This is a genomic window from Paenibacillus helianthi (genome assembly GCF_001909055.1).
Lineage (GTDB): Bacteria > Bacillota > Bacilli > Paenibacillales > Paenibacillaceae > Paenibacillus_AQ > Paenibacillus_AQ helianthi.
Genome location: NZ_LVWI01000076.1, coordinates 1 through 19,905, shown reverse-complemented (window position 1 = coordinate 19,905; position 19,905 = coordinate 1). Strand labels below are relative to the sequence as shown.

At 50.5% G+C, this 19,905-nt stretch carries 16 protein-coding genes and 1 riboswitch; of the genes, 4 read left to right on the top strand and 12 right to left on the bottom strand.

The genetic code is table 11. The annotated features are described in order from the left end of the window. Positions 1-67: 67 nt before the first annotated feature. From A3844_RS26445 to A3844_RS26385, 12 genes are all read right to left on the bottom strand, one after another. Entirely contained in the window at positions 68-1,528 is a 1,461-nt protein-coding gene (locus tag A3844_RS26445; protein WP_074103623.1) for a PTS mannitol transporter subunit IIBC, read from the bottom strand. 475 nt (positions 1,529-2,003) lie between these two features. Next, the gene (locus A3844_RS26440) at positions 2,004-2,870 is read right to left on the bottom strand and encodes an aldo/keto reductase (protein WP_425270625.1); all 867 of its coding nucleotides are present in this window, start codon (positions 2,868-2,870) and stop codon (positions 2,004-2,006) included. A gap of 116 nt (positions 2,871-2,986) precedes the next feature. Then, on the bottom strand, positions 2,987-3,301 hold the full coding sequence (locus A3844_RS26435; protein WP_074085982.1) for a DMT family transporter: 315 nt from the start codon (positions 3,299-3,301) through the stop codon (positions 2,987-2,989). A 1-nt stretch (position 3,302) separates the two neighbouring features. After that, positions 3,303-3,647, bottom strand: coding sequence for a DMT family transporter (locus A3844_RS26430; protein WP_074103622.1), 345 nt, complete (start codon positions 3,645-3,647; stop codon positions 3,303-3,305). Between the two features lie 62 nt (positions 3,648-3,709). Beyond that, positions 3,710-3,815: riboswitch (guanidine-I (ykkC/yxkD leader) on the bottom strand. A 53-nt stretch (positions 3,816-3,868) separates the two neighbouring features. Continuing rightward, the gene (locus tag A3844_RS26425; protein ID WP_074109014.1) at positions 3,869-5,866 is read right to left on the bottom strand and encodes a beta-galactosidase; all 1,998 of its coding nucleotides are present in this window, start codon (positions 5,864-5,866) and stop codon (positions 3,869-3,871) included. Between the two features lie 287 nt (positions 5,867-6,153). Beyond that, positions 6,154-6,981: a carbohydrate ABC transporter permease gene (locus tag A3844_RS26420; protein WP_074085985.1), complete on the bottom strand. Its 828-nt coding sequence runs from the start codon at positions 6,979-6,981 to the stop codon at positions 6,154-6,156. Continuing rightward, positions 6,978-7,862: a carbohydrate ABC transporter permease gene (locus A3844_RS26415; RefSeq protein WP_074085986.1), complete on the bottom strand. Its 885-nt coding sequence runs from the start codon at positions 7,860-7,862 to the stop codon at positions 6,978-6,980. The genes A3844_RS26420 and A3844_RS26415 overlap by 4 nt, the downstream gene beginning before the upstream one ends. A 95-nt stretch (positions 7,863-7,957) precedes the next feature. Beyond that, the gene (locus tag A3844_RS26410; protein WP_074085987.1) at positions 7,958-9,262 is read right to left on the bottom strand and encodes an ABC transporter substrate-binding protein; all 1,305 of its coding nucleotides are present in this window, start codon (positions 9,260-9,262) and stop codon (positions 7,958-7,960) included. A 79-nt stretch (positions 9,263-9,341) separates the two neighbouring features. Continuing rightward, positions 9,342-10,427, bottom strand: coding sequence for a response regulator transcription factor (locus tag A3844_RS26405; protein WP_074085988.1), 1,086 nt, complete (start codon positions 10,425-10,427; stop codon positions 9,342-9,344). Positions 10,428-10,677: 250 nt separating this feature from the next. After that, positions 10,678-12,435: a sensor histidine kinase gene (locus A3844_RS26395; RefSeq protein WP_074109012.1), complete on the bottom strand. Its 1,758-nt coding sequence runs from the start codon at positions 12,433-12,435 to the stop codon at positions 10,678-10,680. Between the two features lie 149 nt (positions 12,436-12,584). After that, positions 12,585-13,940 carry a glycoside hydrolase family 30 protein gene (locus A3844_RS26390; RefSeq protein WP_074109011.1) on the bottom strand — a complete coding sequence of 452 codons (1,356 nt, stop codon included), beginning with the start codon at positions 13,938-13,940 and terminating at the stop codon, positions 12,585-12,587. A gap of 293 nt (positions 13,941-14,233) precedes the next feature. Continuing rightward, entirely contained in the window at positions 14,234-16,504 is a 2,271-nt protein-coding gene (locus tag A3844_RS26385) for a glycoside hydrolase family 3 C-terminal domain-containing protein (RefSeq protein WP_074109010.1), read from the bottom strand. Between the two features lie 112 nt (positions 16,505-16,616). Here A3844_RS26385 and A3844_RS26380 point away from each other — a divergent pair, with 112 nt between their 5' ends. From A3844_RS26380 to A3844_RS26365, 4 genes are all read left to right on the top strand, one after another. Beyond that, positions 16,617-17,891, top strand: a complete 1,275-nt coding sequence (locus A3844_RS26380) for a helix-turn-helix domain-containing protein (RefSeq protein WP_074109009.1) — start codon at positions 16,617-16,619, stop codon at positions 17,889-17,891. Between the two features lie 324 nt (positions 17,892-18,215). Beyond that, complete coding sequence (locus A3844_RS26375) at positions 18,216-18,836, top strand: hypothetical protein (protein ID WP_074109008.1); 621 nt, start codon at positions 18,216-18,218, stop codon at positions 18,834-18,836. After that, positions 18,817-19,458: a TetR/AcrR family transcriptional regulator gene (locus A3844_RS26370; protein ID WP_074109007.1), complete on the top strand. Its 642-nt coding sequence runs from the start codon at positions 18,817-18,819 to the stop codon at positions 19,456-19,458. The genes A3844_RS26375 and A3844_RS26370 overlap by 20 nt, the downstream gene beginning before the upstream one ends. Before the next feature lie 147 nt (positions 19,459-19,605). Next, the coding region (locus tag A3844_RS26365; protein WP_143192168.1) for a hypothetical protein at positions 19,606-19,905 on the top strand (300 nt) is incomplete at its 3' end.

The window sequence follows — 19,905 nt, the reverse complement described above, 5'->3', positions numbered from 1 at the left end:
GCCGGCCTGACTGTTTTTTATCTGAGTGGCAAATTTAGCTTGTATGATAGTTGTACACGCCGAATTCTTACTTTAAACGTTCCACCAGTTCGTCATATTTCGGGCTCTTCAGGAAGTTGTCAATCGAGATATGCTCTGCCTTTGGATTGCTGGCAATCGCACGGTCGGTCAGTGTTTTCTGGGTAACAACAATGTCAGCATCGGCAGGAATTTCGCTGACCGCAGAGTTCACCACAGTAATGTTGACCCCTGCATTCTGCAGCTTCTTCCGCAATACGGAAGCACCCATCGCACTGGAACCCATGCCGGCATCACAAGCAAAGACGATTTTATTCACGTCCGCTTTGTTTCGAACGTTGGCTGTTACATTAGGAGTGATTATATTGGCTGTAGTTGCCGATGCAGGGCTAGCTGCAGTACCGGCAGCTTTCATATCACGCATTTTCGCTGCTGCTTCTTCCAGATCTACTACTTCCTCGTTGTTTTTGCTGCTGGTCTTAAGCAGTATAGAAGCGATCAGGAAGGAAACCACTGTTGCTACAACAACACCGGCGAACATTGGACCGTAACCACCCTTAGGTGTCATGGCAATGTAAGCGAAGATACTGCCCGGAGATGGTGAAGAGGTAAGTCCTGCGCCCAGAAGCTGGAAGGTGAAGGTACCGCTCACGCCGCCGCCGATAACTGCCAGAATCAGACGGGGATTCATCAGGATATACGGGAAGTAGATTTCATGAATACCGCCAAGGAAATGGATGATAATGGCACCCGGAGCGGATGATTTAGCCGAACCTTTACCTACCAGCCAGTAAGCAAGCAGGATACCAAGACCTGGGCCCGGGTTCGATTCAAGCATGAACAGTATGGATTTCCCGATCCGCGCCGATTCTTCCGCAGCGATAGGACTCAGAATGCCGTGGTTGATCGCATTATTCAGGAACAATACTTTTGCCGGCTCAATAATGATGTTAACCAGCGGGAGCAGGTTGTGATTGACTAAAACCTCAACACCGTTGGACAAAATATTGGTCAGTCCCTGAACCAGCGGCCCGATCCCTTTGTAAGCCCCGAGTGTTAAAGCACCGCCAATAATTCCGAGTGAAAAGTTGTTGACGAGCATTTCGAAGCCTGCTTTGATTTTGCCTTCTACCGCGCGGTCGAAGAGTCTTAATATCCAGCCTGCCAGTGGACCGACTATCATCGCTCCAAGGAACATTGGAATATCTGACCCTACGATAACCCCCATGGTCGCAATTGCGCCGATTACACCGCCGCGTTTGCCATTGATCATCTGTCCACCTGTGAAACCAATCAGCAGCGGCAGCAGGAACTTGATCATTGGACCAACCAGCGTAGCCAGATCTTTATTCGGGAACCAGCCCGTTGGAATGAATAAAGCCGTAATCAAGCCCCAAGCGATAAAAGCGCCGATATTCGGCATAACCATACCGCTGAGCATGCGGCCGAATTGTTGAACCCTCACCCTTACACCACCGGACGAAGTTTGTGTTGTTGCTGTTGTGGCCATTTGAAATGCCCCCTTATGTTATTGAATGAGATCCCCTTTGCCAGATACTCCTGAAAGGTTATCCCCTATGACCACATCGTAAATCAAAGCGCTTTCTTTGTCAGCAAATTGAAAACACGGTTTCGTCATGATCATTGTTGACATCATTTAAGAGTTCCTGCCAACGGGCTATTTACCGGCATTTTTCTGCTGCGAACGACCTACCATGTAAAAACGGAAGCCTGCATTTTACCGCAAGACCTCCGCCGTTTGTTTCATTCTTTTTCAGACCGAACCGCAGGTGTAACCATATGCCCCATCTAGAATGGGCTATCAAGACGCCGTCTACCGGCTCGTCATTATAGAATGCCCATTCTCCGTAAAATAAATCGGAATATCTCCGTACAATTCATGGATACGCTGAGAACGGTGTACAACCCGGCTGCGGCAGGACAAAAGAAAAGGCCGCCCCGCTCCCGGGACAGCCCTCAAATCATCAAATCATATCCAGCGGCACCTTCCAGGCCGGCTGCGGAAAAGCATCGTCTAGCTTCCAGCACTCCTCGTCGCTCAGCCGGATCTTCGCAGCCGATGCGTTTTCGGTCACATGCTCCCGGGTTGACGCTTTGGGAATGGAGATTACATCGCTTTCCCGGATGCTCCAGGCCAGCATAATTTGCAGCGGTGTCGTTCCGTGATTCTGCGCAATTTCACGCACCGTCTCATTCTCGGCCAGTCCTTTGCGCAGCTTACCCGCCTGAGCCAGCGGGGAATAGGCCATTACAGGAATTTTGTGCGTGCGCTGCCAGGGCTGCAGCTCGTGCTCAATGCCTCTTGAGCCCAGATGATAGAGCACCTGATTGACAGCGCAGCGGTCTCCGCCGGGAATGCGCAGCAGCTCCTTCATATCCTCCGTATCCAGGTTAGAAACGCCCCAACGGGCGATTTTGCCGGAGGCTACCAGCTGCTCCATTCCCTCTACCGTCTCCTGTAACGGAACCTTCCCTCTCCAGTGCAGAAGATAGAGATCCAGATGATCTGTTCCCAGACGTTTCAGACTCTCTTCACAGCTGCGGGTGATCCGGTTCAGGCCAGCATTATGCGGGTGTACCTTAGAGACCAAAAACACCTGGTCACGAATCCCCCGGATAGCATCCCCGACCAGCTCCTCCGAACGGCCTTCCCCATACATTTCAGCGGTATCAATCAAGTTCAAGCCCAGCTCAACCCCCAGCCTCAAAGCAGCAATTTCCTCGTTACGCACAGCCTTATCCTCGCCCATATTCCAGGTTCCCTGGCCCATCTTTGACAGTACTGTTCCGTCTTTAAGTGTGGTTGTGCCGGATATATCGGTTTTCATCATGAAAGTCTCCCTTAGCCGTTGGATTGGATTACGTTAATATACCTACTATATATACTTACCATGTTATCCCAATCGAAACATCGCACAGGTGTCCATTTCATTACTTTCTCCCATGATCACCCGATGAGTTTGAGGCCCGCGGCCGCTCCAAGAATCATTACAATACAAATAATCCGCCGAAATCCGCGCCCCTCCCCATATAGCACCATCCCCAGCACCGCTCCCCCGGAAGCACCAATCCCTGTCCATACCGCATAAGCTGTGCCCATCGGCAGGGTGTTCATCGCCTGAGACAGCAGCAGCAGACTGCCGCCAAAGCCCAGTACAAACAGGAACAACGTCAGGAAGTCACGGTCCCTTTGCAGCTTGCCCAGCATAGCCACCCCAAGCATCTCGCAGCAGCCTGCAGCAATAAGCATCAGCCAATCCATGTTATGATACCTCCTTCGTACGGGAGTCCCCGGTAACAAGCTTCAGGCCAATGACTCCGGTCAACAGCACCAATATAAGGACCAGCTTGATCAGCTTGAACGGCTCCCCGAACCAGATCATATCCATAAGGACCGTTCCCGCCGTGCCAAGACCGACAAATACAGCATATACCGTTCCTGCAGGCAGCTTGCTGCTGGCCGCGACAAGAGTATAGAAGCTGACCAAAAGCGCCATTCCCGTAACCAGCCACTCCCAGGGAGCGGAAGCATGCTTCAGGCCAATGACCCACACTACCTCCAGACAGGCTGCACCTGCAATACTCAACCATGCCCTATTACTCTTCATAAGTGAATCTCCTCCTGTGTAGAAATAAATAAGCCCGGAAGGCCATCATCCAACTGGACGATACCTCCCGGGCTTTTATCCCTCCGTGTTGACACGGATTATAGGTCCGTGCGTCTTCCCTCGGACCAGCCAGCCGAGATACGCTGCGGAACCCTAGAAAACTAAAACAATTATTATATTACACCGTATGTTAGCAAATTCCGGAGGAGAAATCAAATATTCTAAGCCAGCAGAATCACAAATCCCCAAGGAGAGAGTTCCAGCTCCTCTTTAGGCGCAACTTTTCGGCCCGACAGCAGCTCTTCAGCAGGGCCATGCGGATATACCAGAGACTGCGGAGAGTCAGAATAATTAAAGTAATAACGCACCGTCTGGTTCTGCGGATTGATGCCTGTTCTGACGATCAGAGGAAATGCCAGCTCCTGGTCAGCTCCCCATAATCCAGCCTCCTGCACTGCAGCCTTCAACAGGCTGTCCGCCATCTCTCTGCTTGTCATGCAGCCGATATACATTGCACTGCCTTGTCCATAACGGTTCCGGGTAACTGCGGCGTATTCGCCGTAGTGCGGATGATCGTACCGCAGCAGCACCTCCGCTGTCGTCGGTGTGATCAGCTCCATCCACGTTTCCACATGATTGTCCTCGCTACGAATCACCGCATTTTCACTCTTCAGCCGTACTTCATGCGGTGTGACGAACATGCTGTAGCTGATGCCGCAGGCCTCGCTAATGATTCCCGGCTGAACGGTTGTACGCACCTGGATGACTTCGTCTGCGAACCCGCTTTTGAAAGAATATACGACATGTCCGCCGGCATGCACGTATTCATTCAGCCGCTCAAGCGCCTCATCCGGGACAGCGTACAATGCCGGAACGATGATCAGACTATACTCGGACAGCCCCGGATAACCCGGTTGAATGAAGTCACATTCGATATTCATCCGGTAGAGCCCGTCATACAGCCAGCGCACAACATCATTGTAATTCTTGCCGTCCGGCAGCTTGAACCATTCCAATGCCGTCAGAGCTTCGTTGCTGACCATTACCGCTACTTTGTTCTGCTTATGCAGACCGTACAGTGACCCGCTCAAACGTGCAAAATCCCTGCCGATCGTGATCGCCTCGTTATACACCGGGTTCGGCTTGAAATCATGGCTAAGCAGCCCTTTCCAATACGTCTCGAATGAATTATGAATGGAGTGCCAGTGCCAGTAAGCGACCATATTCGCACCTGATGCCAGATGGCTGAAGGCCTGCAGCCGCAGTTGACCCGGATAAGGTGTCCAATGGGGAAAAGCCTGCGCCTGCGTCTCCAGCACCAGGTAATTGCTGCGCTTCAGCGAACGGGTCATATCACCGCCGAAGGCGATTTCTGTTCCGGTCAGCTCGTGCTGCGAAGGATGGTAAATATCTACTCCGGCAATATCGAAGGCTTCTGCTGCAGCAAAGTGGTCTACCGAAGGCTGAACACCATAGGAATAACCCCGCCACTCAAAATCAAAGTTCTGTGTGACGAATTGCCCCGGCTGCTTATACTCGTTCACCAGCGCCACCTGCCAGGCAAGAAACTTCGTCACCAGTCCCCGCTGGAAGCGGGCGAACTCCGCCCCCAGACTGCCGTTAATGGTGCCCACTACCGAGGGGAAGTCCTCCCAGCTGTTAATCCGGTTGCTCCAGTAATCCAGTCCGAAGCGGTGGTTAATCTCCTCCAGCGTTCCGAAGCGCTCCCGCATATATTTGACGAACAGAAGCTGCACATTCTCTCCGGCCGTATCGTAATGCTTCGTCTCGTTGTCCGTCTGGTAGCCGATCACCGCCGGATGCTTGCAGACCCGGCTGATCAGCTTGCGGATGATCCGCTCCGCATGGAACAGGTAGGCGGGATTGGTAATGTCCATAATCTGCCGCGCGCCGTACTTTCCGGGTCCCTTTGGTGTTACAGCCAGAACATCTGGATGCTCCTTGACCAGCCAGGTGGGAACAGCATACGTCGGAGTTCCGACGATGACAGCAATCCCCGCAGCATGCATCGCATCCAGCACCCGGTCTACGGAGGTGAAGTCGAATACGCCGTTCTGCGGCTCATGCGTACTCCATGTGGATTCGGCAATACGGACCGTGTTGATGCCCGCCGCCTTCATCATGGCGATATCCTCATCCAGCCTCTCGTGAGGCATATATTCATCGTAATAGGCAACGCCGTAACGAAGTTGATTCATCGTTGCTTTTACCTCCCTTGTGGAATCTTTTGTCTTTGTTTTTATCCTTGTCCTTGTCCTTGTCCTTCTCACTCCCTATATAAGTTGAACTTTATAGACATACATAGGGTAGAAGTACGGAGGGGACGTTTGGAACTGTAGGAGCGTAGCGTCCGCCTTTGTCTTCAGATGTTATCCGCTAAGCGATATAATAAAATACATCTGAAGACAACAGCGGCCGAAAGTCCAAACAGTCCCCGCAGTACGACCAGACCCTATTATGAACTTTTAATGTTCACCTTATATCCTCAACCCTTAATGGCGCCCTCAGCAATGCCCTGCATAATGAACTTCTGGAAGAAGCCGTAGATGACAATTACCGGAAGGGCGGTCAGCACCAGCGCGGCCAGAATGAGTGACCACTCCTTGTTGTATTCCCCAAACAACGTATTCGTCGACAGAATCAATGTGTATTTGTTGGAATCCGTAAGCATCAGCAGCGGCAGCAGGAAGTCATTCCAGATCCACAGGAAGTCGAGAATCGCGATGGTCACCGTAATCGGCAGCAGCAGCGGGAAGATAATCCGGAAAAAGGTCTGAAATTCACCGCAGCCGTCAATACGTGCCGCTTCCTCCAGCTCCCGGGGAATGGATTTCACAAAACCATGATACAGGAAAATCGCCATGTTAACCCCGAGGCCAATATAGATCAGGGCCAATCCGTAGGTGCTGCCGCTGACATGAAGGGCTTTCGCCATCCGGGTTAACGGAATCATGATCGAATGAAACGGCACCAGCATCGAAGCTATGAACAGGGAGAAGATGGCTGCGCTAAGCCTTCCGGAGGTCCGGGACAGCTTGTAGCCGGCCAGGGCCGCACAGAAGATAATGCCGCCGATACCGATCACGGATACAATGACCGAGTTCAGCGTGCTGTGCAGGAGGTTGATTTTATCAAAGGCCTGGCTGTAATTCTCGAAATGCAGCTTGGTCGGCAAGGCCAGGAAGGAAGAGAACATCTCGCCCTGTGTTTTTACGGAATTGATAATGGCCAGATAGATCGGAAAAAAGGAAATGAGCGCTCCGACCGAAAGAAACAGAGTAATGAGCAGGGAAGCTCCTTTTCTGAGTCTCATGCTTCCACCTCTTTTCGTTTCATGACACCAATCTGGATGAAGGTGAAAATCAGGATAATTACGAACAGAATGACTGATTTGGCGCTGGCATAGCCGTAGCGGAAGTTGTTGGAGAACGCCTCTTCAAAAATATTCATTGTGATGACCTGCGTACTGCGTCCCGGCCCCCCGCCGGTCAATCCATAGACCACTTCGTATACCTTGAACGCCCCGTTCAGTGTCAGGAAGAAGCAAATGGTCACCGCATGTGTAATCATGGGGAGTGTCACTTTTCGGAAGGTCTGGAACGGGCTAGCGCCATCAATAACAGCCGCTTCCTTAAGGCTTTGCGGCACACCCTGCAGGGCGGCCAGATATATAATCATCATATAGCCGACACCATTCCACAGCGATACGATTATGATCGAATAAAAGGATACCTTGGGATCGCCTATCCACAGCTGGTCCAGGAAGGACATGGCCGTTTTTTCGGCAATTTGCGGCAGCACCTGGGAGAACACAAAGGTCCACATGAAGGCACTGATAATCGTACTGATCATATTGGGCATGAAGAAAATAGTGCGAAAAAAGCCTTTAGTACGGGTTTTCGTCTCAATGAACACCGCCAGCACAAGTGCGAATACATTTTGCAGAACGATCATGAACAGCACATATTTCATCGTAAACAGCAGAGCATTCACGAAATCAGGATCATCACGCAGCGCCTCAATAAAATTGCCGAGTCCGATAAAAGAATAGTTGGGATTAAGCCCATTCCAGTCCGTGAAGCTGTAGTACATTCCGCCAACCGTGGGAATCAGCAGAAATAATGAGTAGATTATCAATGCTGGTGCGACGAAAGCTAGCAGTGAAAGAACATTCTTGTATTTCTTAATCGGCACAGTAACCGCCCCTCTCCCTCTATGTGGGCAGCAGCAAACAGGGATGGAGGAAAATAGGTTCTCCCGCTCTTCCATCCCTGAATATCCGCCGCAGCTTATTTATTGACTTTATTGAAGGATTTCCATGCTTTATCAAGTGCCTTCAGGACATCATCCTGCGACATTTGTCCGGCGTAGTACGCCTGCAGCCCTTTGCCTACCTCATCCTTGACCGATTGCGGAATAGCCGGGTCTTGAACAGACTTTCCTGCTTTGACATAGGTAGTAGCTTCAGTGATCCAAGGATAGCTCTCATAGGTGTGAACTGTGGATACCGGATTGAACTTAAGCGATTGGAAGAAGGCGTTGGATGCTTGATCGTCCAGCACATAGTTCAGGAAATCGAGTGCTACTTCTTTGTTCTTGCTCGTTGGCGATACGGCCAGTGATGTCGAGGCGCTCAGATTGATCAGAGTCGCACTGGCATCATCGTTGATTGGCAGCGGCGCTACCCCAAAGTCCAGATTCGGATTGGATTTGAGAATCGTTTCCGCATACCATGGACCCATCAGCCACATCGCTCCCTTGCCTGCAGCAAAGGCGGCTGCGCCGTCATCACCGCCAACCTCGGTAGCCTTGGCAGTGCCGTTCGCATTGATCAGATCGAACACATCAAAGATTGCCGATTTCATCTCAGTGAAGGAACCTTCATCCTTGTTCATCTTGTTCACAAATTCAGGATCTTTGGTTTTCATCATCCCGCCTACAGCCAGCGGCAGCACCAGCTGCGGAATCCATGACTCTTTGTACGAAAGTACAAATGGTGTTATTTTTTGGGCTTTCAGCTTCTCGATGACCGTCTTCATCTCTGTCAGCGTCGTTGGTGGGGTCAGTCCCTGCTCTTTGAAGATTTTTTTATTGTACAGGTAGCCCCAGGACAAGGTTTCCAAAGGCAATGCCACAACCTTGCCGTCCGTAGTGGTGACGGAAGGCTTCACACTGTCCAGCAGCTTGCCGACAAACGGCTGGCTGCTCAGATCCTCCAAATATCCGGCTTTATAATAGGACGGGATTTCGTTGACAGCATGAATGGCGAAAATATCCGGCGCATCATTTGAAGCAAGCCGTGTTTTAAGAATCTGGGAAGCGTTGTCGGCCGTAGGCATTTCCAGCTGTACGGAGACATCGATGTTCTTGTCCGTTTTTTCCTTCTTCACAAACTCGGCGATATAGTTATCGTATTGCTCCTTGAAGCGAGGCTGGGCGATGAACATCTTCAGGGTGACGCTTTTGGCGACACTGCCGGTGCTTGTTGTATCTCCGGATGCAGTGCCTGCATTACCGCTGTTGTTATTACCGCAGCCTGCAAGAAGTGTAGCGGCGAGAATCGTGCAGAGTAACCCTTTGCTCGTCTTTGTCATGCTGTAAGACCTCCCAATGTCTGTGTTTTGTTTACGCTTTCATTGTAACTCGTTTATGAAAGCGTTTAATTGGACGGAATTACCCTTCCGGATTGGACATTTTTAAACCGGCTTTCTGTCTGCGCATTTCTCCAGGCGCCACGCCAAAATGCTTCTTAAACACCCTGTAGAAATACCCCACATCCTCATATCCCGCAAGCTCAGCCACGGTCTTGATTGGAATATTCTCATCGGCCAGCCACTCCCTGGCTTTGTCCATCCGCAGCCCGAGTATGTAATCCGTGACGTTACAGCCATATTCCAGCTTGAACACCTTGCTCAAATACTCCTTGCTGACAAAAAAAGCTCTTGCCAGCCCCTCCAGCGTCACCGCCTCTGCAAAATGACCGTCGATATACTGCCTCACCTCTTCGAGGTTCAGCTTGTTTTTGAACTTGCGCTGACCGATCAGCTGCTCGAGGCTTGCCTCATAGAGCTCCTTCAGATAAGCTGTTATGCTCCCTGCCGAATTCAGTGCCGCATGTGGAATTTCCGCTTTCAGAGCATCTTCTGCAAGACCGTTGCCCCTCATGAGCTCCTTCAGGAGCAGCAGCATTTCACTGCCAGCCTGGCGGAGTGCGCCGGGCATAGGAGTTCCGCCAGGCTCCAGTTCTTTGCCGATCCCTTCCAGAACTGAGCTCACACCTTCAGCATTCAATTCATTGAAATGGACACGCATGAGCTGTTTATAAGAGGACAGCCACATGGACACATCGATGTCCAGCGCGTACGCACTTTGCCCTTGTGAAGCTGCCTCCAGCTCCTTCCGGCACTTGCCCAGCACAGCGTTCAGTTCCTTCGGATCAATGGGCTTCAGCAAATAATCCACCGCCCCGTACCGGATAGCATTCTGCGCATATTTGAAATCATCGTAGCCGCTGACCACAATCATCTTCACCTCAGGAAACCGCTCATGCACAGCATTCATCAGCATCACACCATCGGCACCGGGCATGCTCATATCGGTAATGACAATATGCGGGGCCAGCTCTCCGATCAGGCGCAGCGCTTCCCGTCCGTCCTCCGCTTCTCCGGCAATTTCCATGTCAAGCTCCTCCCAGGAGCCGAACGTCCGCACGATGTCCCGGTTCCAGCTCTCATCATCCACCAGCAGCACTTTATACATCAATCGGTTCATTCCTTTCGGGGGGGTATAAGTTGAAGTTGAGAGTTCTATATTTCGGGCTCGGTCGTGACTGCGGAGAATGTTTGGACTTCCGGCCGCTGTTATGTTTGGATTTCCTGATTTGAACCGCTTGCTGCGGTAGAAATCCAAACATAAAGGCGGTCGCTATCGCTCCTCCAGTTCCAAACTTCTCCTCCGCCACTTCTGCCCCAATATAAAAAATCCCAAACTCAATTTATTTGTTTGTTATTTAATATGGTATGGTCACGGTTATCGTGGTCCCCTGGCCTTCCCTGCTCTCAACGGAGATGCCGTAGCTGTCGCCAAAATGCATCTGAATCCGCGAAGCGACATTACGCAGCCCAATCCGCTCTCCATGTGTCCATAAATCCCCGCTGCGCCGGGTAAGCCTGCCCTGCAGTTCAGCAAGCCGGTCCGGCCCGATTCCTACGCCATTGTCACGGATCATAATGACCGTATCCAGTCCGGCACAGACCACCTTGACCTCCAGCTCCCAAGGACCCTCCTGCCGTTCCAGGCCATGAAAAAAGGCATTTTCCACAATCGGCTGCAGACTCAGCTTTGGAATGAAGCTCCCCAGTGCCCCTTCATCCACCTCAAGACTATAGCTCAACCGGGCGGCGAACCGCTGCTGCTGAATCTGCATGTAGTTGTTCAGATGATTCAGCTCCGCCCGCAGCGGGGCCAGATCCTCCGGCTCGCGGATGATATAGCGGAACATATCGCTTAACGATCTAATCACTCCGTAGCTTTCAGCCGGGCTGTTCTTGAACAGCATGCTGCCAATCATCTGTAGGGTATTCTGCAGAAAGTGCGGGTTGATCTGCGCCTGCAGCGCTTTGAGCTCAGCACTTTTTTTCTCCAGACTGATCATGTACTCTGTGCGGATATGCTCACGGATACGGTGCGACATTTGATCCAGCTTCGTCTCCAGCAGACCGATCTCATCCACACGGGTGGTGTGCCGCATCCCGCGTTCCTTCATCATGCCAAAGCCCTGAATCGAGCGGGCCAGGCTGACAATCGGGGTGGCCAGCCGCCAGGCCAGTATGACTGCGAGCAAAATGGCAACCACAACAGACACGGCACCAATGATGAGACCAAAGTTCATGGTCGCCAGCGCGCTCTGGTTAATGAAGCTGGTAGGGATCACAGTGACCAGCTTCAGACCCACCGGGTCGATGGTGTTGTAGAACACATACTCATCGTCGCCGCGAAAATACCCCTGGCTCTCACCCGTTCGCGCGATCCGGTCCAGTGTTGCTGCTGCCGGAGCGTTGCCCCAGGGCTGGTAGAGTACCTTGCCGTCCGCTCCGGCAATAAAAACCGTATGGTCGTTACCGCGCCCCAGCAGATTCAGCGTCTGATCAAGCACTCCCCAGCGAATCTGCAGAGAAATCCCGCCCAGCTTCTCCTGGTTCTCAAAGCGGTTAATGCTGCGGATCAGCTGAAACTTGGCCCCGTCTGTGCTGTCCGTGGTGATCATGAAGTCCTTGTCCTGATCGAACAGCAGCTTATATGGTGCCGGAATGGCAGCAGGGGATTCAATGTCACTCTGTGAGGCATTGATCGTGTACAGCTTGTTGTATTCCTTCAAATACAGCTCTACACCGACCACGTGATTCCCTGCCGAGTAGAACAGATTAGTCAAAGTATCAGTAATATTCCGCTGCGCTGTGAACTGGCTGGAGAGGCTCGCTTCCTCGGCATTTGCCAGATAATCGCTCAAATGCGGACTGATCAGCACTGTATAGATCAGATTATTCAGTTGGGCGAACTGGTCACCGAGATAGACTCCGGTCCATTTCATATTGGAGAGATTCGTGCTGATCACTTCAGCCTCCATCGAGCGGCGGCTGTTCTCTGCAGCCAGAGCTGTAATGGCGACGATGGGCACCACAGCCAGCAGAATCATCGTCAGAATAAGCTTGTTGCGGATACTCCGCCGGAATGGCTCCGACAGCTTCATCATCCATTTGGCAAACATTGTGTCCTCCAGCCCCCTTGCCTCACTTGCTGTAGTTTATCCCAAGAATGGAATTCTACCAATTGGAGACGGCTCGCCGTCCTTGTAGCAAAAAACTAACGCCCCGCATGTTCCGGACGTTAGTTCTTTAGAATATAGCTATGATCTAATCAACCCAACACAAGGGTATGAAAAGATTCCGCTTCCAGCTTGAAGGTAATTAGCGATGACCCGCTTTGCAGATGCAGCATCCGCGCCTCCCTATAAGGGTTGGCAATAACCAGCGTCAGCTTGCCCTCGGGCGTGCGGAATGCGACGGCATGTCCGCTCCACGGCCCCTTCAGCCCAATCCTTACCGAACCCGGCGCGGCAAAGCGGGAGAAATGCTTCATCACATAGTACTCCGGATTGCGGATGGTCTGCCTTGAGGCAGGATCAATGGTCAGCATGGAGTTCTGCTCCCAGCCCCAGGTGCTGCGCCCCTTCGGAGCAAGCGCCATATTCCAATAGATATAGGCGTTTACGCCGTTCATAAAATAGTGCTGATACAGGCCAAATATATATTTGGCGTAAAACCAGGTGTTCTCGCCATCGCCGCATTCATTTTCCGTCTGCATATAGCGAAGCTCCGGGTAGCTCTGCACCGTACGCTGAATCGCATGCTTGCCTGCCCATTGATAGCCAACGCCTTTGACGTATTTATAAGCCTCCGGATCACCCAGTACCACACCTGCAAAGGCATCATAATCACTGGATTTCTTCTTCAGCCATTCATCCCACGGCTCCGGGGCATTGATCGTGCCAAGCCATATTTCCGTATCCAGCCCATGCTCCTCGAAGGCAGGTCCGAGATAATCGCGGATAAAAATTTTGAGCTGCTCGCCTGTCCAGACACAGGACGGGAACTTTTGGTCGGCAACTACCTCATTCTGCACATGCACCTGATGTATGGTAATCCCCTCTTGCCTGTAGGCTTCCACGAACTTCACGAAGTAGAGGGCATAAGCGGCAAGGATCTCCGGCTCCCAGCGAAGTGTGCCATAGTTGTAGGCTTTAGGAAATTTCATCCAGGTCGGCGGACTCCAGGGAGAAGCGAATAACTTCAGCTCCGGGTTCAGCGCGAGGGCTTCCTTGATATAGGGAATCAGCAGCTGTCTGTCACGTTCAATCGAGAAATGCTGCATAGCGTAATCGCCATCCGTTTCGTTCAAGCTGTACCAATCCAGCGCATAATCGCTGGCTCCGATAGGCAGCCTGCAGATACTGAAGCGCTGCTCTCCCTCAGGATGGAACAAATTATGCATCACTCTGGCTCTCTCGTCTTCCGGCAGATGGCACAGTACAGCATAGCCGAGTTCATTGAAGCAGCCGCCGAAGCCCTCGAGCGTTTGATAGATATCGTCGGTAACGGTTAGATTAGCCGGTGCAGCCCCCTCCGTTCCAGGGATTTCAGCCTCGGCTGCCCCGCGTTCGGTCCAAGGCGCATTTTCTGTGCTGGAGAACCATTTCAGCTGTATATTGGTCATCGTCTATACCTCCATTTGAGCATATGAATTCAGAAACTCATCTAATCTTTTCTGTGGACAGTCCTGCCCCAGATTCATGATTGCGCTTTCATTATAACTTGTCTTCATCACGGATGAAATGGACAATCTGGAGATCGGGGATTGGACTATTTTAATCCTTTTATTGGACACGGCCGCAAATCTGGAGTTTCTGTCCACAACTAACCCAAAAGGCAGCAAACCCCTGGTAAAGGGCTGCTGCCTTTTTCAATCCCCACGAAGAGCTTAAAAGGGATAACAATCTTCTTCGGCTGTTATTTCGCTGCTACCAGAGCATTAAGCTCGCTTAGATCCTGAGCCAGATCCGCTTCGGTATATTTCCCCTGCCCGAAGCCGATCATGGCCCGTAGCGGCATATATTTCATCATCGCCAGGAACATCTCCGGATTATCCTCCATCGCACTTTCGAGCCCGAAAATACTGCTGAATTTCTTCGCGGTCTCTGCTGTAAGCGGATTGTCCAGGAGATCCCCGACGGTCGTATTCCGGTGAAAGCTTACTGCAATTTCCGTCGTGGAAGCCACTTCAAGTGTAGCATTTAGGCGGATATCGCGGGAGGACGCTCCGACCCCAATCCGGAAGGTTCCGCTCTCCACATGCCAATCCCTAAGCCCTATATTGTAGTAGGCAAAGGCGCGTTTATTCAGTGTAAAAGAAACCTCGCGCGCTTCCCCGGGCTGCAGCGCCACCTTCTGGAAGCCCTTCAGCTCCTGCAGTGGACGGATAAAGCTGCTCTCAATGTCACTTACATAGAGCTGCACAATCTCCTGTCCGGCCCGGCTGCCGGTATTCTTTATGGTCACGCTGACGTGCACGGTTTCCGTATCGCTAATGCCGGTTTTATCCAGCACCAGATCACTGTACTCGAATTCGGTGTAGCTCAGGCCAAAACCAAACGGGAACAGCGGCTCCAGCTCTTTTTTATCATAATAGCGGTAGCCGACGAACAAGCCTTCCTTATACTCCACCTTATCCCCTTCACCGGGGAAATTCAGGAATGACGGGTTATCGCTCAGCTTCACCGGGAATGTCTCCGCCAGCTTACCGCTTGGACTTACAGCGCCGAAGAGCAGATCAGCAACCGCACCGCCAAAGGCCTGTCCGCCCAAATAGCCTTCCAGAACCGCCTTTGTCTTGCCGAGCCAAGGCATTTCTACCGGAGATCCGTTGCTAAGGACAACTATCAAATTCTCCTGCACCTCAGCCACCGCTTCAATCAGTGCAATATGGCTTGCGGGCAGCGACAGATGGCTGCGGTCATAGCCCTCCGACTCGTATCTGTCCGGCAATCCAAGGAACAACACTGCGACTTCTGACTGAAGTGCTGCCTCACGCGCCTCACGCAAAAGCTCCTCATTAATCTCATCACTGCCCAGCTCATAGCCCTGCGCATACTGGAAGCTTGCGGAAGCTCCCGCCACCGCCTGCAGTTCTGCAAAAGCATCATCCAGCTTCGTCGGATTCACATGTGAGCTTCCCCCGCCCTGATAACGCGGCTTCTTGGCAAATTCTCCAATGATGGCAATCTTGCCTTCTTGGGCAAGCGGGAGTAGGCTGTCTTCATTCTTCAGCAGCACCATGCTCTCCCGGGCCACTTCACGGGCAAGCCGGTGGTGCTCCCCCGGATCGAACGAAGCGTTCTCCATTCGGTTCTCTGTCCGTTTACCAATAAAGTTCAGCAGCCGCTCCACCGCAAGGTCCAGCGTCTCCATGGACAGCTCGCCGCTGTTCACGGCGGCAACGATTTTGGCGTCACCGATCCCTCCGCTAGAAGGCATTTCCAGCTCAAGTCCTGCCTGTAGCGCCTTCACCCGTTCGTTCACCGCTCCCCAGTCGGACACTACGAAGCCTTCGAAGCCCCATTCGTCCCGCAGAATCCGGGTTAGCAGCGTTTCGCTCTCCGAAGCGTATTCACCATTCACCCGGTTGTAGGAGCACATGACGCTCCAGGGCTGGCTTTGCTTCACGGCCCCTTCGAAGCTCGCCAGATAAATCTCCCGCAGCGTCCGCTCATCAATGACGGCATCGGTAGACATTCGGCGGTGCTCCTGGTTATTGGCGGCAAAATGCTTCAGCGATGTACCCACACCCTGACTCTGCACACCCTGAATATGATTGGCAGCCATCTCCGATGATAAGTAGGGGTCTTCCGAGAAATACTCGAAATTCCGTCCATTCAGCGGTGAACGCTTGATATTCGCTCCCGGCCCCAGAAGGACGGCTACATCCTCAGCCTGGCATTCTCTGCCCAATGCTTCACCTACCCGGCGGATCAGCTCACGGTTCCAGGAAGAAGCGAGTCCAGCCGCCGAAGGAAAACAGGTAGCAGGCACACTGTTATGAAGACCCAGATGGTCGGCGCTTTCTGCCTGCTTACGTAGTCCATGCGGTCCATCGGTCACCATTACAGAAGGGATACCCAGCCGCTCAATGCCTTTGGTATGCCAGAAATCCAGCCCCGAGCAGAGTCCAGCCTTCTCTTCAAGCGTCATTTGCGAAATGAGGTGCTTTATGTTAGTAGTCATCATATACCTCCTTGAAAGTGCTTTCTTGTCTCCATTCTAATATACTTCCCGGCAGATTTATGGCAAAATCATTGTATTATTGGTATTTTCATTAGGTGTGAGGTGAGAGAATATGCTTGATCAACTAGAGGACGATGAACGGATTCCTTATATCTGCAGGTTGCTGTACGAGGCTTACCGGATACCAGTCATTTGGCTGAATACAGAGGGCGAAACGGAGCAGGCACTACCCCAGTTTTACCAAGCCCGGCCTCCCGCTCAAGACAGCCAGGGGCTGCTGGCAGAAGTTCGGGAGCATGTGCTGGATGCAGCGAACAGCGGGAGTGATGCAAGGACTGCTGCTTTGCCGCAAATCTGCACAACGGCATACCTGGAGAATTTCGTTGTACTCCCATTATCTGGTGAGCTGAAGCTGGCTGGAACCCTCGTGATCGGCCCTTCACTGTATACGTCCATGAACGAAGAAACCGCGGCAAGCCTCCTGCGGGACCATAATATTTCGTCGGGACAGCTGGAGGTCTGGTTGCAATATTACGACTTGCTTCCCGTACTGGACCGGATGCGGTTGTATCATGCGGCCATCCTGCTGTATACACTGGTAACCGGCCAAGCCCTAACCATCAACGAACTGCTGCTGGATTCACTGAAGCTCCAACCTGCGCAGCTAGAGGGCGGGGCACCTGATCTGGATCTGTCCTACCGCCGGGAGAATACCTGGCTGCATCATGACCCAAGCCAAGAGCGTGAGCTGTTCAGACACATCCGGAATGGAGACAAGGAAGGGCTGCTGCAGACGCATGCGGGTTTTAACGAAGATCAGTATGGATTGCTCTCCAAGAAAAGCCAGCTGCGCAGCAAAAAGAATCTCGCCATCACCTCTATTACCCTGGCAACACGCGCGGCCATGGACGGAGGGCTGTTCTGGGAGATTGCCTACACGCTGAGCGACTTTCATATTCAACACATTGAAGAACTGAAGGATATTCCGGCGGTGGACCGGGCCTTGCTAGCCGCGCTGTGCGACTTCGCCGATCATGTGAAAGACAACCACAGGTCCAAGCTGTCCCGCACCTCTGCGCTGTGCCAGAATTATATTTTCAACCATTTATACGAGGAGCTCAGCTTGAGCAAGCTTGCCGGGGTGACCGGGCTGAATGCCAGCTACCTGTCCCAGCTGTTCAAGAAGGAGACCGGCCTGGCCGTCAGTGATTACATTCAGCGGGAACGGATCGGGGAAGCCAAACGTCTGATGGAGTTGCCGGGCATTACCCTCTCGGATATCGCAACCCGGCTTCATTTCAATGACCAGAGCTACTTCACCAAAGTGTTCAAGAAATATACCGGGATGACGCCCAAGCAATTCAGACATGACCGGGGGATAACCTGATATTTCTAGTGATCAAAAAAATCCATTGCAGAAAGTAAAGTCAAAGCTGGGAGTCCGCTGGAGTTTCGTTACGTTTTCCGTATATCCCCGAGATATGTATCCACCAATTGGCTTATATCTCAGCTAACGTCTCCCGTATTTACTAATCTTATTAAGAAGCTTCGAAAGTCCAAAAATACAAAGCAAAGTTATTCCTGCAACGATGGGCATTGATGAAGCAAATAGCAAAAAACACGGTTGACTTAGAGCCGAAACCCCCATATATTATAATTAACTTCAGTTAATTTATTTACCACGGTAAATTTAATTTTGGGGAGGTCTTTCATGATACACAAGCTGGCTAAAAGTCTTGAAACTGTAACGATTAAGCTGTGGCTGCTGTTTCTATTTATGTCTCAATCTATTTTTATCATCATGCAGAGTTATTCTATTCCACGCATAAGCCATGAGGCTGGTGGACTCTTGATCTTTGATATGAATCCTTTGGGGTATACTTATGAATATACGCTTAAGTTTCTCTCTCAGTTATCGGAAAAGGGCTACACACTGTATCTTCATGTGCAGTTACCCCTCGATATTTTGTTTCCTGTCCTAAATGGCCTAACCGGATTATCTACTTTCATTTTACTGATGCGTCTACATCGTAAGGTGAAGCATACATCAGCATTAGCTGGATATTCTTCCTTTTCAAAAGCCGCATTATCTCTTCCTTTGGCCGCTATGTTCTTTGATTACCTGGAAAACCTCATGATATTCATAATGCTTTCGTATAAAGCGGCAGTTCCAGTAAACCTTGTATATGTTGCAAGTACCTTTACAATCATCAAAAGCATGTCAACTTCAATATTTTATATTGTGATTCTCGCGATCTTACTAGTAAACGGTGTAGCCTGGATTAGAAGCAGAACCAGGAAGGAGCAAATAGATGGAGAATTTCGGGGTTAGAGAAAAAAAAGCAGCTCTTTTGAGGGTATCTATCCTGGAAGAGATGCTTCGCCTGCTGCAAACGAAAAGTATTAATGATTTAACCCTTGAAGAACTGTGTTCTAACATTAATACGACTAAAGTTACTTTTTTTAAGAACTTTAGCTACAAGGAACAGGTTTTAGATTACTTTATATGTAAGTGGCTTTATGATAGAAGTTTTGATATCCACCACAAAAAGTATCAAGGTGAAGCAGGACTGTATAAAGTTTTTCAATCGATTTGTGATGACACGGTTCCCGGTAAAAAAATCATGATATCGCTCATTCAATATTATAGTAAGCTTACAGAAAAACCACCCGCTATCGAACCTTCACCTTACGAGTATTATCTCTTTAATAAGGAAGCCTTTGACCAAAAAGTAGAGCCTCTGAGCCTGCAGCAGGTTTTTATGTACCATCTTTCGGAGATTAAAACGATTCACCCTTCCCAATATAATGAATTTGTAAGTCAATTGTTCGCTTTAATGTATGGTGTACCCATTCAAACCCATATTATGGAGCTTGATGATATGTACCCTTTCTATGAGGCAGGCATCAAGAGGATTGTCGGGGAACAGTGTCCACCTGTAACACCACTTTAGATAACACGCAATCACATGATCTTCAACAGGCAAAAATAGCGACGAAACAATGTTGTTTTATTATTTTTCATATGTTAATATTTTTCAAATAATAGAAAATAATAGAAAATGGTAGACATATTTTGAAAAGGCCTTTGGAGGATGGAAATGAGAGTCATAAATATTTTGGTAGTTATTGTGGTTGTCGTTTCTATTTTATGGCCGGCATATCTATGGAACGAAGTAAAAAACAATTTCTCGCACAAAAGACAATATGAGACAAATTGGCAATTGAAGTTGCCTTCCAAATTTAAGGAACTTGATCAATATACAAATCAAGGTGGATTTCGCGGGGAAGGGATACGCTATACTATTTTTAAATCTAAAGAAAAACACTTTTCCTCAATATTAGAGTCAACAAGCGGAAGAAAGACTATTAATAAATATTCCGGGGATACTCTTCATGAT